The organism is Serratia rubidaea (genome assembly GCF_016026735.1).
GTDB lineage: Bacteria > Pseudomonadota > Gammaproteobacteria > Enterobacterales > Enterobacteriaceae > Serratia_B > Serratia_B rubidaea.
Genome location: NZ_CP065640.1, coordinates 4,537,892 through 4,554,239 on the forward strand (window position 1 = coordinate 4,537,892; position 16,348 = coordinate 4,554,239).

At 59.7% G+C, this 16,348-nt stretch carries 13 protein-coding genes; 11 read left to right on the forward strand and 2 right to left on the reverse strand.

Annotation, left to right across the window (positions count from 1 at the left end; translation table 11 throughout):
- Positions 1-3: 3 nt before the first annotated feature.
- The 10 genes from tssH (at position 4) to I6G83_RS21430 (ending at position 14,630) form a co-directional block, all read left to right on the forward strand.
- Complete coding sequence (tssH, locus tag I6G83_RS21385; protein WP_054306209.1) at positions 4-2,721, forward strand: type VI secretion system ATPase TssH; 2,718 nt, start codon at positions 4-6, stop codon at positions 2,719-2,721.
- A gap of 46 nt (positions 2,722-2,767) precedes the next feature.
- Positions 2,768-4,201: a serine/threonine protein kinase gene (locus I6G83_RS21390; RefSeq protein ID WP_054306208.1), complete on the forward strand. Its 1,434-nt coding sequence runs from the start codon at positions 2,768-2,770 to the stop codon at positions 4,199-4,201.
- A gap of 118 nt (positions 4,202-4,319) precedes the next feature.
- Positions 4,320-6,257 carry a type VI secretion system Vgr family protein gene (locus I6G83_RS21395; RefSeq protein WP_061322889.1) on the forward strand — a complete coding sequence of 646 codons (1,938 nt, stop codon included), beginning with the start codon at positions 4,320-4,322 and terminating at the stop codon, positions 6,255-6,257.
- On the forward strand, positions 6,254-6,691 hold the full coding sequence (locus I6G83_RS21400) for a DcrB-related protein (RefSeq protein ID WP_054307871.1): 438 nt from the start codon (positions 6,254-6,256) through the stop codon (positions 6,689-6,691). Before I6G83_RS21395 ends, I6G83_RS21400 begins: the two co-directional genes overlap by 4 nt.
- A 3-nt stretch (positions 6,692-6,694) precedes the next feature.
- Positions 6,695-11,218, forward strand: a complete 4,524-nt coding sequence (locus tag I6G83_RS21405) for an RHS repeat-associated core domain-containing protein (RefSeq protein WP_062779092.1) — start codon at positions 6,695-6,697, stop codon at positions 11,216-11,218.
- The gene (locus I6G83_RS21410; RefSeq protein WP_072186190.1) at positions 11,215-11,703 is read left to right on the forward strand and encodes a CPCC family cysteine-rich protein; all 489 of its coding nucleotides are present in this window, start codon (positions 11,215-11,217) and stop codon (positions 11,701-11,703) included. The genes I6G83_RS21405 and I6G83_RS21410 overlap by 4 nt, the downstream gene beginning before the upstream one ends.
- Positions 11,704-11,893: 190 nt before the next feature.
- Positions 11,894-13,279, forward strand: coding sequence for an RHS repeat-associated core domain-containing protein (locus tag I6G83_RS21415; RefSeq protein WP_062779089.1), 1,386 nt, complete (start codon positions 11,894-11,896; stop codon positions 13,277-13,279).
- Positions 13,280-13,292: 13 nt separating this feature from the next.
- The gene (locus I6G83_RS21420; protein WP_138111606.1) at positions 13,293-13,607 is read left to right on the forward strand and encodes a hypothetical protein; all 315 of its coding nucleotides are present in this window, start codon (positions 13,293-13,295) and stop codon (positions 13,605-13,607) included.
- Between the two features lie 58 nt (positions 13,608-13,665).
- Positions 13,666-14,172, forward strand: a complete 507-nt coding sequence (locus tag I6G83_RS21425; RefSeq protein WP_174545395.1) for a hypothetical protein — start codon at positions 13,666-13,668, stop codon at positions 14,170-14,172.
- Positions 14,172-14,630 carry a hypothetical protein gene (locus I6G83_RS21430; RefSeq protein ID WP_054307327.1) on the forward strand — a complete coding sequence of 153 codons (459 nt, stop codon included), beginning with the start codon at positions 14,172-14,174 and terminating at the stop codon, positions 14,628-14,630. The genes I6G83_RS21425 and I6G83_RS21430 overlap by 1 nt, the downstream gene beginning before the upstream one ends.
- A 93-nt stretch (positions 14,631-14,723) precedes the next feature.
- Here the strand turns inward: I6G83_RS21430 and I6G83_RS23670 are convergent, their stop codons facing one another.
- On the reverse strand, positions 14,724-14,846 hold the full coding sequence (locus tag I6G83_RS23670; RefSeq protein WP_255265496.1) for a hypothetical protein: 123 nt from the start codon (positions 14,844-14,846) through the stop codon (positions 14,724-14,726).
- 50 nt (positions 14,847-14,896) lie between these two features.
- On the opposite strand from I6G83_RS23670, the gene I6G83_RS21435 reads away from it, so the two are divergent.
- A complete protein-coding gene (locus tag I6G83_RS21435; RefSeq protein WP_054307326.1) occupies positions 14,897-15,274 on the forward strand; it encodes a DUF6508 domain-containing protein in 378 nt (125 codons plus the stop codon).
- A gap of 21 nt (positions 15,275-15,295) precedes the next feature.
- Here I6G83_RS21435 and kynA read toward each other — a convergent pair whose 3' ends face one another.
- A complete protein-coding gene (gene kynA, locus I6G83_RS21440; RefSeq protein WP_054307325.1) occupies positions 15,296-16,138 on the reverse strand; it encodes a tryptophan 2,3-dioxygenase in 843 nt (280 codons plus the stop codon).
- Between the last annotated feature and the right edge of the window lie 210 nt (positions 16,139-16,348).

Genomic DNA, 16,348 nt, shown 5'->3' on the forward strand with positions numbered 1-16,348 from the left:
ACCATGTCAGAAATCAGCCGCTCGGTACTCTTTGGCAAACTGGATAGCCTGCTTTTCACCTCCCTGGAAAGCGCCACGGCTTTTTGTAAGCTGCGTGGCAACCCTTATGTTGAACTGGCGCACTGGCTGCATCAGCTGATGCAGGCGCAGGATGGCGATCTGCAGCAGATTATCCGCCACTTCGCCCTCGATGAAGACCAGTTGACGCGCGATATCGTCGACGCCCTGGACCGCCTGCCGCGCGGCGCCAGCGCCATCTCCGACCTGTCCGAGCATATCGACAGCGCGGTAGAGCGCGCCTGGGTCTACGGCTCGCTGAAGTTCGGCGCGCACGCCATCCGCGGCGGCCATTTACTGCTGGGGATCCTGAAAACCTACAGCCTGCGCCATCTGCTAAAGGCGATTTCCGGCCAGTTCGATCGCATCAACGCCGATCTGCTGATGGATCAGTTTGCCGCCATTGTCGGCAGCTCGTCGGAAAACGACCTGGCGCCAAGCACCGCCGGCGAGCCGGCCTCCGCGGCCGTGCCCGGCCAGTCCGGCGGCAGCGTGCTGGCGCAGTACGCGCAGGACATGACGGCGCGCGCGCGCAGCGGCGAGATCGACCCGGTCAGCGGCCGTGACGAAGAGATCCGCCAGATTATCGATATTCTGATGCGCCGCCGGCAGAACAACCCGCTGCTGACCGGCGAGGCCGGCGTGGGTAAAACCGCCGTGGTGGAAGGCCTGGCGCTGCGCATCGTCGCCGGCGACGTGCCGCCGCAGCTGCGCGACGTGCAGCTGTACCTGCTGGATATCGGCATGCTGCAGGCCGGCGCCGGCATGAAGGGCGAGTTTGAAAAACGCCTGCAGACGGTGATTGATGAAGTACAGTCCAGCCCGACGCCGATCATTCTGTTTATCGATGAAATTCATACGCTGATCGGCGCCGGCGGCGCACAGGGCACCGGCGACGCCGCCAACCTGCTGAAGCCGGCGCTGGCGCGCGGCCAGTTGCGCACCATCGGCGCCACCACCTGGGCGGAATATAAGAAATATATCGAGAAAGACCCGGCGCTGACCCGCCGCTTCCAGGTGGTGCAGGTACACGAGCCGGACGAAGAAAAAGCGCTGCTGATGCTGCGCAGCACCGTCAGCCCGTTGGAGCAGCACCACCGCGTGCTGCTGCTCGACGAGGCGGTCGACGCCGCAGTGCGCCTCTCCCACCGCTATATTCCTGCGCGTCAGCTGCCGGATAAGGCGGTGGCGCTGCTGGACACCGCCTGCGCCCGCGTTGCGGTCAGCCAGCATGCCGAACCGGCGCAGGTGGAAGACTGCCGCCACCGCATCGACGCGCTGCAGATTGAGCTGGATATCGCCCGCCGTGAAACCAAGGTCGGCATCGGCGATCCGCAGCGCCCGGCAGCGATTGAAGCGCAGCTGAGCGAGCTGCAGCAACAGCTGACGCAGCTGAGCGAACGCTGGCAGGAAGAGCTGGGGCTGATTGGGCAGATCATCGACCTGCGCGCCCAGCTGCACCAGCAGGACGCAGAATCGGCCGACGACGCCGCGCCGGAGGACGGGGAACAGGCGCCAGAGGAACGCGCCGAGAGCGCGGAGCCGGCTGAAGCCGCAGAGCCAGCGCCGTCGGCGGATGAACTGCGCGCTCAGTTGGCCGGACTGCAGCAGCAGCTGGCCGCGCTGCAGGGCGAAACGCCGCTGATCTTCGCCGCGGTGGACGCCAATATCGTCGCCGCCGTGGTCGCCGACTGGACCGGCATCCCGCTGGGCCGCATGGTGAAAAACGAAATCGAGGCGGTGCTGCAGCTGTCCGATACCCTGAACGAACGGGTGATCGGCCAGCGTCACGCACTGGACCTGATCGCCCGTCGCGTGCGCACCTCGCGCGCCCGGCTGGACGACCCGAACAAACCGGTGGGCGTCTTCCTGCTGGCCGGCCCGTCCGGCGTCGGTAAGACCGAAACCGCGCTGGCGCTGGCGGAAACGCTGTACGGCGGCGAGCAGAACGTCATCACCATCAACATGAGCGAGTTCCAGGAATCGCACACCGTATCGACGCTGAAGGGCGCGCCTCCGGGCTATGTCGGCTACGGCGAGGGCGGCGTGCTGACCGAGGCGGTGCGCCGCCGTCCTTACAGCGTGGTGCTGCTGGACGAAATTGAAAAGGCGCACCCGGACGTGCACGAAATCTTCTTCCAGGTGTTCGACAAAGGCTGGATGGAGGACGGCGAAGGCCGCCATATTGATTTCCGCAACACCATCATTATTCTGACCTCCAACGTCGGCACCGATTTAATCGCCGGCCTGTGCAGCGACCCGGACCTGATGCCGGAGCCGGAAGCTCTGAGCGGCGCGCTGCGCCAGCCGCTGCTGGAGGTGTTCCCGGCGGCGCTGCTCGGCCGTCTGCTGGTGGTGCCTTACTACCCGCTGACCGACGCCACGCTGGGCAACATCGTGCGTCTGCAGCTGGGCCGCGTCCAGCGCCGACTGACGGAAAACCACGACATTACCACCACCTTCGACGACGCGGTGATCGAACAAATCGTCAGCCGCTGCACCGAGGTGGAATCCGGCGGGCGTATGGTCGACGCCATCCTGACCAACACCCTGCTGCCGCAGATCAGCCATACCCTGCTGTCGGCCAGCGCCAACGACCAGCGTTACCGCCAGCTGCATATCGCGCTGCAAAACAACGAGTTTATTTGTCAATTTCAGGCTTAATGCCCCGGCCGCTGCGGCGGCCAGTTGATCACAGAGAGTAGTCATTATGTCCGGAAACGGGATCAAAAAACCGAACTCAAACAGTCTGCCGCTCGGCTATCGGTTCAACGAGTTCGAGATCAAGGAAGTGATCGGCGAAGGCGGCTTCGGCATCGTCTATCGCGCCTACGACCACCAGCTTGAACGCACCATCGCCATTAAAGAGTACATGCCGACCCAGTTGGCCAAACGCAATGACGATCTGACCCTCAGCCTGCGTGGCGAACGTTTCAGCAAAACCTTCCAGGCCGGCCTGAACAGCTTTATCCAGGAGGCGCGCCTGCTGGCCCGCTTCTCTCACCCGGGGCTGCTGCACGTGCTGCGCTTCTGGGAAGAGAACGGCACGGCCTACATGGGCACCCAGTTCTACAGCGGCACCACGCTGAAAAACTTCCGCCTGCAACAGCCGGCGATGATTGACGAAGCGTGGATCCGCCGACTGCTGCCGCCGCTGTTCAGCGCGATCGACACCATCCATCAGGAAGGCTACCTGCACCGCGACATCTCGCTGGATAACATCCAGATCCAGGAGAACCAGCTGCCGGTGCTGCTGGACTTCGGCTCGGCGCGTAAAGAGATCGGCAACCTGTCCGACGAAACGGAAATCATGCTGAAGCCGGGCTTTGCCCCCATTGAGCAATACACCGAAAACAGCGACGGTGAACAGGGGCCGTGGACGGATATCTATGCGCTCGGCGCGGTGCTGCATACCCTGATCGTCGGCAACCCGCCGCCGGTCAGCGTGGTGCGCAGCATTGAAGACACCTACCAGCCGCTGAGCGAACGCCGCCCCGCGGGCTACTCGCTGGAGCTGCTGCGCGTCATCGACCAGACGCTGGCGCTGAAGCCGGAAGAGCGGCCGCAAACCATCGATGAGATGGCCGCGCTGCTGCACCTGCCGGTGGCCGACGAGGCCGAAATTATCAGCACGCCGGCTGCGGCGCCGGAAAACCTGCTGGTCGCCAGCAACCCGGCGGCCAGCGCGGCCGCCGCCGGCAGCGTGACCGCCCGCAGCATGAAGTTCTCCCGCCCAATGATGATCGGCGCGGGCGTCGCCGCGCTGCTGGTGATCGGCGTCATCTCCTGGCTCAGCAGCTCTCCGGACGACGCCGCGACCGCCGCGGCGGACAACGGCGCGCCGGCCGATAAAACGCTGTCGCCGCAGCAGAGCGCCCCGCAGGTGGACAGCGCCGCACAGGAAGCCGCGCCGCCGCCTGCGCCGGTGGCGATGGTCTACTTCCCGCTGCGTCCGGGTGAGAAAGTGACGCTGGACGGCAAGGTCCAGACGCTGCAGCCAAGCACCAACGGCTTCGCCAGCCTGGATCTGGCGCCGGGCACCTATCAGCTGGAAATCCGTCGTAACGACGACCAGCTGCGCCGCCAGCAGCTGACGATCAAACATGCCGGCACCTGGCTGGTAACGCCGGCCGACGCCGGTTAATCAATCCCCTATTCCGGCGCCGTCTGACGGCGCCGTTTTATCTCTACGCGATTGACATCACTGCCCCGGTCCAAGGCTTGCGCCGTAACGAGGAGTGTCATTCACCAAGGATGTTTCTATGTTAGACCGCATCACAGCTTATACGCCGCTTGGCCCTGAACAACTGCTGTTTCGCTCGCTGGAGGGCACCGAAGCCCTGTCCGCGCCGTTTGATTTCCGCATCGAACTGCTGAGCACCGACGCCCGCCTGGACCGCAAGGCGCTGCTCGGCCAGCCGCTGACCCTGGAGATCCCCATCCCGGGACTGCTGCGCCCGCCCCGCTATCTCAACGGCAAAATCACCGCCATCGCCGTCAGCAGCGAAGAGATCAGCGGCACCCGCTATTCGGTGTATACCCTACGCGTACAGCCCGACCTGTGGCCGATGCTCAAGGATCGCAACTTCCGCATCTTCCAGGAACAGACCGTCCCGCAAATCGTCAAGGCCCTGCTGGCCGAACAGAACATTCAGCTGGAAGACCAGCTGACCGGCGACTATCGCCAGTGGGGCTACTGCGTGCAGTACAGTGAATCCACCTTTAACTTCATCAGCCGCCTGATGGAGCTGGAAGGCATTTACTACTACTTCAAGCACGAGCAGGATAAACACACCATGGTGCTGGCGGATAACCCGCACCATCATCAGCCGTTCCCCGGCTATGAGACCATCCCCTACCACGTCACGCCGTCCGGCGGCGTCACCGATGAAGAAGGCATCAGCCAGTGGACGCTGGCCGATCAGGTGACCCCCGGCATCTACAGCGTCGACGATTACGACTTCCGCAAGCCCAACGCATGGCTGTTCCAGGCGCGGCAGAACCCGGTTTCGCCGGCCCCCGGCCAGATTGACGTCTATGACTGGCCAGGCCGCTACACCGAGCATCAGCAGGGCGAATTCTATGCGCGCGTGCGGCAGGAGTCCTGGCAGGCCGAGCATCAGCAGGTGACCGGCACCGCCACCGCGCTGGGCATCGCGCCCGGCAACACCTTTACGCTGACCAAAGCGCCCTATATGTCCGATAACGGCGAATACCTGACGCTCTCCGCCCGCTATACCCTGCGGGAAAACAGCTACGCCAGCGGCGATACGCAGGGCAGCGTGCACCGCATCGACTTCACCGTCATCCCGGCCGATGTGCAGTTCCGCCCGGCGCAGAGCGCCTCCTGGCCGAAAACCCACGGCCCGCAAACCGCCCGCGTGGTCGGCCCGCAGGGCGAGTCGATCTGGACCGACAAATACGGCCGCATCAAGGTGAAGTTCCACTGGGACCGGCTGGCCAAGGGCGACGACACCAGCTCCTGCTGGGTGCGCGTCTCCAGCGCCTGGGCCGGCCAGGGCTTCGGCGGCGTACAGATCCCGCGCGTCAACGACGAGGTGGTGATCGACTTTATCAACGGCGATCCGGACCGGCCGATCGTCATCGGCCGCGTGTATAACGAAGCCAGCATGCCGCCGTGGGCGCTGCCGGCCGCCGCCACCCAGATGGGCTTTATGAGCCGTTCCAAGGACGGCACGCCGGACAACGCCAACGCCCTGCGCTTCGAGGACAAGGCCGGCTCCGAACAGGTGTGGATCCAGGCCGAGCGCAATATGGACACCAACGTCAAAAATGATGAGAGCCACTCCGTCGGCGGCCATCACAACTTTATCGTCACCAAAAACCACGAAAGCCAGGTTAACGGCGAATACCGCCAGTCAACCCAGTACAACCGCAGCGAGCTGGTGGGCGGCGACTATGCGATGAAGACGCAGCAGCAAATCATGCTCAGCTCCGGCGAAGGTATCACGCTGGTGAGCGGCGACAGCAAGCTGACGCTCAACCCGAACGGCACCGTCTCGATTCAGTGCACCCAGTTTGAAATCAACGCCAGCGCGCAGGGCGAAATCAACACCGGCGGCACGCTGGATCTCAACGTCAAGAAGCCGGCCAAAGGCGCAACGCCGAAGCCGACCCCGGCGGAGATCACGCAGGAAGTCGCTAAAGTGTTCAAAGGCTCCTCGGAGGGCAACGCATGACGCAGCAAACCCGCTATGCCCTGTCCGAAGGCACTCTGACGCTGCCGGAGGCGGCGCAGGACACCAGCGTGACCATTCTCAAACTGCCGCAGGCGCGCGCCACGCTGGTGGTCACCCGTGCCTATGACGTCAAACCGGGCCAGGAGGAAGCCTACCTGCAGCAGCAGCTGGCCAAGGTCAAACGCGATATGAAGAAATTCAGCGCCCGCGCCGTGGAGGACAGCAGCTTCGGCCCGCTGCCGGCGCGGGCGGTCAGCGTGCGCTTTGAAAACCAGGGCATCGCCATCGAACAGCAACTGCTGGCGGTGCGCCTGGAAAGCCACCTGCTGGTGCTGACCTTCAGCACCAGCGCCGGCTTCGCCGCCGACGCGCAGGCCACCTGGGAACAGATCCGCCAGGGATTTATTCCGGCCGGCAACGCAGCGGAGGCGTAAGCGATGTCTGATTTAACCGCCGCGCGTCTCGGCGACCCGCTGGTGCACAGCTCGCTGCTGGCCGACTTTGTCAGCGGCCTGGTGGAGGGCGCCATCTATGCCGGCATCTACGCCGGCGCCACCGCGCTGATCTCCTCCGGACTCGGCGCACCGGTCGGCATCGCCCTGGTCGCCGGCGCCATGGTTTCCGGCATTCCGGAGAAAATCGGCACCGCCGCCGGCGCGCTGGTGGATACGCTGATCGGCACCGGCCCGCCCGACGCCTTTATCACCAGCGGCTCCGACAACGTCCATATGAAAGGCAAGCCGGCGGCCCGCGCCGCCGGCACCGTCGACCACGATTTTCTCAACAGCCCCGACGTTGGCGCTGAAGAAGGCCCGGGCCTGATCGACAGCGCCCTGGCGGTGGCCGGCGGCATCATCTCCAGCGTGATGCATCCCGGCCCGCTGATCGACAAGGTCGCCAGCATCGACGGCGAATCGGTCAAAAACTGGCTCGGCGACGTCTGGGACGATATCACCCAGCCCACCGTTGAGAGCGCCAGCCCGTACGCCACCCCGGCCAGTAAGGACACCGTCGCCTGCACCAAGGGCCATATGGCGGAAAACGTCAACTTCCTGGCCGAAGGTTCGAAGAAGGTGCTGATCAACGGCCACCCCGCCGCGCGCAACGGCGACCGCAGCACCTGTGAAGCCAAGATCGAAGTGGCGGACAACCCGCGCGTGCGCATCGGCGGCGACGGCATCGTGGTGCGCGATATTCGCAGCGGCAAAAATGCGCTGGCCTACTTTGCCGGTGGCCTGGTCGGGGCTTTGGGCAAACAGGGCATGAAACTCGGCCAGGCGCTGTTCCGCCGCGTGATGCCCCGCCAGGCGCTGAAGGACGCCGGCTGCGCGCTGGCCGCCGTGGCCGCCGCCGATCTGGCGGGTAACGCCGCCGGCGCCGCCGCAGGCGCAACGCTGGTGGCCGCCACCCAGACCGGCCACCCGGTGCATATTCCCACCGGCGCCAAAATTCTTGCCGGCGAGGAGGAGCTGGACTTCACCCTCCCCGACCGCATCCCGCTCTACTGGCAGCGGCTGTACAACAGCCGCAACCGCGCCGCCGGCATGCTTGGCGTCGGCTGGATGCTGCCGTTTGAAACGCGCCTGCTGCGCACGCTGGACGGCAACGGCCAGCCGCAGTTTATCCTGCGCGACGCCTCCGGCCGCGAGACCGGCCTCGGCAACGTCACCCCCGGCGACGTTATCCGCTTTACCGAAGACGGCTTCACACTCTACTGCTCGCTGCAGGGCGTGATGCTGCTGCAGACCGCCGAGGGCGAGCACCAGCTGTATGAGCCGGATCCGGCCCGCGTCGGCGAATGGCGCATCGCGCGCATCTACGACCGCCACGAGAACTGCCACCACTACGCCTGGAACAGCGCCGGACAGCTGGTCACCATCTCCAGCGACAACCAGGCGCTGGATGTCGAGCTCAGCTACGACGCGCGCCACGGCCGCCTGATCGCGGTGCATCAGCGCCTCGAACAGGAAAAACGCCTGCTGGTGCAGTATGACTACAGCCCGCAGGGGCAGCTGATTGCGGTGCGCGACGCCGACGCCATCGTCACCCGCCGCTACGGCTGGGACGACGCCAGCGGCCTGCTGGCCTGGCACAGCTACGCCACCGACCTGCGCGTCAGCTACCGCTGGCAGCGCGCCGCGGACGGCGACCACTGGCGCGTCAGCGAGTATCAGGTGCTGGACGCGCAGCAGCAGTGTCTGGAGCACTGGCTGCTGGAGGCGGACGAAACCGCCCGCCGCGCCAGCGTCACCTGCCTGTCCGGCGGCACCACCGAACACCGCTGGGACAGCCTGCTGCGCATTACCGACTATACCGACAGCTACGGCGCCCGCTGGCGCTTCTGCTGGGCCGCGCTGCGGGAGAACCTCAGCGCCGTTATCACCCCGGACGACCAGCGCTGGGAGCTGGGCTATGACGAGCGCGGCAACCTGATCCTGGTGCGCGATCCGCTCGGCAACACCACCCAGACCACCTGGCACCCCGCCTGGGCGCTGCCGTTAAAAGAGGTGCTGCCCGACGGCGCCTGCTGGCAATACCGCTACAACCCGTTCGGCGACGTGGTGACGCTGACCGACCCGCTCGGCAACGACAGCCGCTTTACCTGGAACGACCAGGGCGACCTGCTGACCCGCACCGACGCGCTCGGCAACACCCAGCGCTTCTGGTGGAACGCCCTCGGCCAGCTGACCCGCGACGAAGACTGCTCCGGCCACCAGAGCCGCCGCGAGTATGACGACGCCGGCCTTCTGCTCCGCACCTGCGATGCCGAAGGCAACACCACCCGCTACCGCTGGAGCGCCGCCGGACGTCTGCAGGCACTGGTGCGCCCCGACGGCCGGGAAACCCGTTACGACTATGACCGCGCCGGCCTGCCCTGCCGCGAGAACATCGACGCCTTCTCCGAACGCCGCGTCGAACGCAACGTGCGCGGCCAAATCACCTGCGCCGTCGACCCGGCCGGCATCGAGACCCGCTATCAGTACGACCGCTTCGGCCGCCTCACCGCGCTGGTCAACCCCAACAACGAGCGCTGGCAGTTTGACTACGACGCCGGCCACCGCCTGCTGGCCCAGAGCGACTTCGCCGGTCGCCGCCGGCAGTACCGGTACAACGTGCAGGGACAAGTCAGCGCCGTAACCGAGTACCCACTGGCGCAGGACGGCGACGCGGCACAGCCGCTCCACACCCGCCTGAGCTATGACGCTCTGGGCCGCCTGAGCGCCAAAGAGACCGCCGACAGCCGCACCGAATACCGCTACCAGGCGCGCACGCTGGAAGTACGGCGCGCGCCGCTGGCGCTGTGGCAGCAGGCACAGGCGCGCGGCGAACAGCCCGACTGGCCGGAGACCCTGCGCTTTAGCCGCGACGCCGCCGGCAACCTCTGCGCCGAAGAGAACCACAGCGGACTCTGGCAGCACAGCCACGACCCTCTCGGCAACCTCAGCGCCACCCACATGCCCGACGGCAGCACCCTCTCCCAGCTGCGTTACGGCAGCGGCCACCTGCTGCAGACCGCACTGCTGGCCGCCGGCCAGCGGCACGATATCGCCGGCTGGCAGCGCGACAAGCTGCACCGGGAGGTCGCCTGCACCCTCGGCGCCGTCACCCAGGAGACCCGCTACGACAGCGTCGGACGCATCACCCTGCGCCGCGCCAGCAGCGAGCGCAGCCACCCGCTGGTGTTTGAGCGTCGCTACCAGTGGGACCGTCAGGACCTGGTGGTGCAGCAGAAGCTGATTGAGAATGACAACCTCACCGACGGGCCGCAGTTCCAGCAGCGCCGCTTCGGCTATGACGCTCGCGGACAGCTGACCCACAGCATTCTGCCGCAGCGCGAGGAGCGTTTTTACTACGACCCCGCCGGCAACCGCAGTGACGGCCCGGCTACCACCGTCTGGCGCAACCTGCTGCAGCGCCTGAACGGCCACCGCTGGGGCTATGACGGCTTCGGCCGCCTCAGCTGGCGTCGCGACGGCAACACCGGCGTCGAGCAGCGTTTTCAGTACGACGCCGAACACCGCCTGACCGCCGTCACCTTCGACGGCGACAGCCGCCATCAGCGCGCCGAATACCGTTACGATGCGCTGGGACGCCGCACCCGAAAAACCCTCTACCCGCACCACGGCGAGCCGCAGACCACCCTGTTCCACTGGAACGGCCTGCAGATGGTAGGTGAACACAATCCCGACCAGCCGCAGCGCAGCACCCAATATCTGTACCGGGAAGACAGCTACGAGCCACTGGCGCGCGTCGACCGTCACGGCGACAGCAGCGAGGTGTACTGGTACCACAGCGAGCTCAACGGCCTGCCGGAGCGCATGACCGACGCGCAGGGGAAAGTCGTCTGGCACGGCCGTTTCTCCGCCTGGGGCGCCACCGACGCCGAAAGCGGCACCCTCGCCACACAGCAGAACCTGCGCTATCAGGGCCAGTATCTGGACAGGGAAACCGGGCTTCACTACAATCTGTTCCGCTACTACGATCCGAACTGCGGTAGGTTTACCCAGTCAGATCCGATCGGGCTGGCGGGCGGGGTGAATACCTATGCGTATACCCCAGATCCGATTAGCTGGGTGGATCCTTTTGGTTTATTTACCTGTGAAGTAAATTGGAAGAAGGGGCCTAATAAATGGGCTAAAGGTAAGCTCAGTGAGCATTACAAAAAACATGTCCTTGAACAAGGTGAATTTGGTGATATTTCGATGAAAAAATATCATGAACTCATGGAAGATTTCCTTATAGATAACTCACCGAGTTATAAACAAGCAAAAATTGGAAACCAGATTATAAAATTTGATCCGGCGACTAATCGAGTTCTTGTCGGAAATGCTAAAAATAGAGAAATACTATCATTCTATAAAGCTCAACCTGAGTTTGTAACAAAAGATCCGTTCACTGATGCAATTGATATAGCTTTACAAAAAACAGGTTCATCTCCATCTGACGTGGTATACAAATGATTACAATCACAAGAAAATCGGCAATTGAAATATTCTCAATATATAAGATATCATTATTATCAAAAGCTGATATAGAAAATTTGTTATTTGCGGAGTATAATGACGAAGAGTCTGGCGAGCCTATTGCATATGAAAACATATATGATGATGATGTTCAGGACTTCCTCATTAAATTTCACACTGAAATAATATTCTTTGGTATTTCTAATGAATATTTATCTCGCTTCCTTAAACAGTCATTTAATTTAGATTTTGTGATCTTCGGTAATGAACCAGAATTAAATAAATGTCCCTGCTGCGGTTACTTAACCTTACCAGAACGAGGGCAGTATGATATATGCCCAGTCTGTTTATGGGAAGATGATGGGCGGTCGGAGGACTTGCTAGAGTCATATAGCACAGTTAATCATTCTTCATTAAAGGACTATAGGTTATCTAAACTCCCTAGTTTACTGGGGGACGATATTTATTATAGAAAAGGTTGATAATATTTTACATTCCAAAAAACCGGGGGGCTCATTAAGTCTTCCTCGGTTTTTTATTTAATCTTCATTTAATCCACTAAACCAGTATATCCTTAATTCCCTTAAGCATCTATCGAGCACAATTTTCTCAACAGCCCCGACGCCAGTGCTGAAGAAGGCCTGGGCCTAGCACAGCTACGCCACCGAATCTGTGCGTCAGATACCGCTAGCGGCGGACGGCGACCACTGGCGCGTAAGGGAGGTCGCCTGCACCCTCGGCGCCGTTACCCAGGAGACCCGCTACGACAGCGTCGGACGCATCACCCTGCGCCGCGCCAGCAGCGAACGCAGCCACCCGCTGGTGTTCGAGCGTCGCTACCAGTGGGACCGTCAGGACCTGGTGGTGCAGCAGAAGCTGATTGAGAACGACAACCTCACCGACGGGCCGCAGTTCCAGCAGCGCCGCTTCGGCTATGACGCTCGCGGACAGCTGACCCACAGCATTCTGCCGCAGCGCGAGGAGCGTTTTTACTACGACCCCGCCGGCAACCGCAGCGACAGCCCGGCTACCACCGTCTGGCGCAACCTGTTGCAGCGCCTGAACGGCCACCGCTGGGGCTATGACGGCTTCGGCCGCCTCAGTTGGCGTCGCGACGGCAGCACCGGCGTCGAGCAGTGTTTTCAGTACGACGCCGAACACCGCCTGACCGCCGTCACCTTCGACGGCGACAGCCGCCATCAGCGCGCCGAATACCGTTACGATGCGCTGGGACGCCGCACCCGGAAAACCCTCTACCCGCACCACGGCGAGCCGCAGACCACCCTGTTCCACTGGAACGGCCTGCAGATGGTGGGTGAACACAATCCCGACCAGCCGCAGCGCAGCACCCAATATCTCTACCGGGAAGACAGCTACGAGCCGCTGGCCCGCGTCGACCGTCACGGCGACAGCAGCGAGGTGTACTGGTACCACAGCGAGCTCAACGGCCTGCCGGAGCGCATGACCGACGCGCAGGGGAAAGTGGTCTGGCACGGCCGCTTCTCCGCCTGGGGCGCCACCGACGCCGAAAGCGGCACCCTCGCCACACAGCAGAACCTGCGCTATCAGGGCCAGTATCTGGACAGGGAAACCGGGCTTCACTACAATCTGTTCCGCTACTACGATCCGAACTGCGGCAGGTTTACCCAGTCAGATCCGATCGGGCTGGCGGGCGGGGTGAATACCTATGCGTATACCCCAGATCCGATTAGCTGGGTGGACCCGTTGGGGTTGATGTGCTCAAGGCACATAAAATGGTCGAAGAAAGGCTGGAAACATGTCTATGATCGCCATTTTCGTAAAACCAGTCCGCGCTGGAGTCACAAAAGTAAATTCGATATCGGCAGTGAACAGAACTTAAAGAAAATAATAGAAAAAACAGTGAGAAAAGGAAGTGTCACACACCAAGAATTCGGAAGAGTTGCTTATGAACATGACTTTGGCAAGGTAATTGGATCTCGAATTAACAAACAAACAGGCGAGATTGAATTACAAAGTAAAGTTCGCGTCGTCTTGGATAGACATGGTGAAATAGTAACAGCATTTCCTACATTATAGATAAGAGTATATTATGGCATTAGAATTATTCGCTAGTAACCATCAAAAAGAAATAACCACAGACACTTGTGTATTCTCAATGAACGAAGCTATGCATAGCTGGTTACTCCAGCATGCAAAACCTAATAACAAATTCCCAACAATGAGAAAGATTGCAGATTACTACTCAGACGCAACCATTTTATCATCTGAGGTTGGATCATTAAAAAATGAAATATCTATAATTCTATCATCTCAGAAAGAAAAAATAACCGAATTCAATGAGCTCATTTTATTTTTGGATGACGCTCAGGAAAAGTCATTCAATATATATGTTTATTGTGATTAATTTAATCACCATTTTTATTTGAAATAAAATGAAATAATCACCAACAAAATTACACCCCATGAATAACATACCCGGAAACATCCATGTTATAATTTCTGGGTTATGTTTTATAACATTTGAAGCTAGAAATCCCACATTATTCCCTATTGTATTAACATGGGTGGTTCCATTGGGGTTGAGTTGCGGTAATTCACTAAAACGGTTCAACAAAAGAAACCGAATAACTAGTCGCCATGTTGATTTGCCAACTGGGAAAGAACCTGAAAATGTTGAGGTACATTTAAAAAATAAAGGTTGGAAAGCCACATACCCTCAAAGTGCAACACTACAAAAGACACAACATGTTGTTTTTGAGAAAACCACTAAATCCGGTGAGGTATATCATCTTGACTACAACCCTTCAGGTAAGACTCACAATGGTGACTACTGGAAGGTAATAAAATCCAATGATCCTGTAGAATCGGTCTATGGCCGAATTGGACATGGTAATTTCGAACGATATAACAGAATAAAAAACCCTCCTGTTTATGTTGATGGAGTTTTAATGAACCCTTGGAGTTATTAATGAAGAATATGATCATTGGTTTAGATATGGACATAATCCCTGGTAAATCCATAGGTGGTATATCATTAGGTGATAATGTTAATGATGTTATCAAATCTATTGGCGAAAAACATCCCATAAGTAAGTATGACTTTCAAAACCACACAGGCAATTACTCCTTATACAATATATTTAACGGTGCAATATCATTCACCTGCGATAGTAACAATATCATTGTAGCGTTATGGTGCACTCCTCCCTACCAAGGTAGCTTTAATAAAAAGTTATACCCGGGAATTACAGCCTTAGAAATACGGAGAAGGTCTAAAAAACAAGAAATAATAAAAGGATATCTTGTTATAGATAAAAATTTCTCCATTTACTATGGAATGCCTGATGAAATTGATGACTTCAATTCATTTTCGGAATTAGATGACGATACTATATTTAACGAATTGTATGTTGGCAATTTGAAGTGAAGAATAGGGAATAATCTTTAAAAGTAGGAAATATGCTGCACCTTAGCCACGACTAGGGGAACCGACTTCCCTCCCCCTCGTTCATATTCCATTCTACTGGCAGCGGCTGTATAACAGCCGTCCCCCGCAGCCAGAATACTCGGCGTTGAACAGCGTTTTCAGTACGACGCCGAACACCAGCTGACCGCCGTCACCTTCGACGGCGACAGTCGCCAAAGTGGTTAAAATCCTGATAAACCGCCCAACAACAACACGGACGACTTCCCATGACCGCCATCCCCCCGCTCAGTAAACCAGATATCGACGCAGTGCTGGACAGCGCTGCAGGCGTTACGCCGCCGCCGGGCGCCCAATGGCGGCTTGACCAGGTGCCCCATGACCCACTGCTGCGCCATATTCAGGCCCTGAGCCGCCATCAGTTTATCTTTGTCTTCGACTGGACGAATGAATTTTCCCGCGGCGGCGATCCGCGTTTCACCTGCCGGCGTACGCTGGCGCAGGCCGATTTAACGCTGCTGCGCAAGCTGATGACCGCCCATCTGCGTATGGACCGCTTCAGCGACAACCACCTTGCCGGCCTTATCATCTCCGGATACTGGCAGGCCTGTCTGGATCGGCTGCAGGCATTGCGCCGGACAATGTAACCCGCCGGCGCCCTGCCGACGTCAGGCGCCGATCTCGGTGCGCACATCCAGCAGCTCCGGGAAGAAGGTCAGCTCCAGCGCCCTTTTCAGGAAGCTGACGCCGCTGGAGCCACCGGTACCGCTCTTAAAGCCGATAATCCGCTCCACCGTTTTCATATGGCGGAAACGCCACAGATGGAAACTCTCCTCAATATCCACCAGCTTCTCCGCCATTTCATAGGCTTCCCAGTAGGTCTGCGGATTATCGTAGATGGTTTTAAATACCGGCAGTAAATCGGGGTTGCGCTGGTAAGGCTGCGTCCAGTCCCGCTCCACGCAGGCCTGCGGCACCGGCAGCCCCCGGCGCGCCAGGTACAGCAGAAACTCATCATACAGGCTCGGTGCGTCCAGAATCGCTTTCAGCGCGACGTATTTCGCCTCGTCGTTGCGGAACACCTCCAGCATTGCCGCATTCTTATTCCCCAGCAAAAACTCAATCGAACGGTACTGATGCGACTGAAAGCCGGACGAGTTGCCCAGCACGTTGCGGAACTCGACGTACTCCGACGGGGTCAGCGTTTCCAGCACCGCCCACTGCTCAAACAGCAGCCGCTGGATCTGCTTGACCCGCGCCAGGATCTTGAAGCAGTGGCTGAGCTTGTCCTGCTGTACCAGCAGGCGCGCGGCCTGCAGTTCGTGCAGCATCAGCTTCATCCACAGTTCCGAGGTCTGATGCTGCACCACAAACAGCATTTCATCATGATGCTGCGGGTTGGACAGCGGATGCTGGCAGTCCAGCAACTGGTCCAGGCACAGATAGTCGCCGTAGCTCATACGCTTGGAAAAATCGGTAACGACCGTGCTCTCTATTTCCCGTTGATTCATCTGTTTTCTCCGCACAGTTTCAAATATGAAACAATGTTCCGATTACTAAACCGTGAGAAAACAATAGCCCATCCTTGCAACAACTGCTTAACAATAAACGAGAGTTGCCTCGCAGAACGCACGCGCCGTCCCGGCGTCGGGCGTTCACTTTTCTTGACGCTGTTGGCAATGCCGACCGCACTCCCTTGCCCGGATGCTCTCCATAACCTC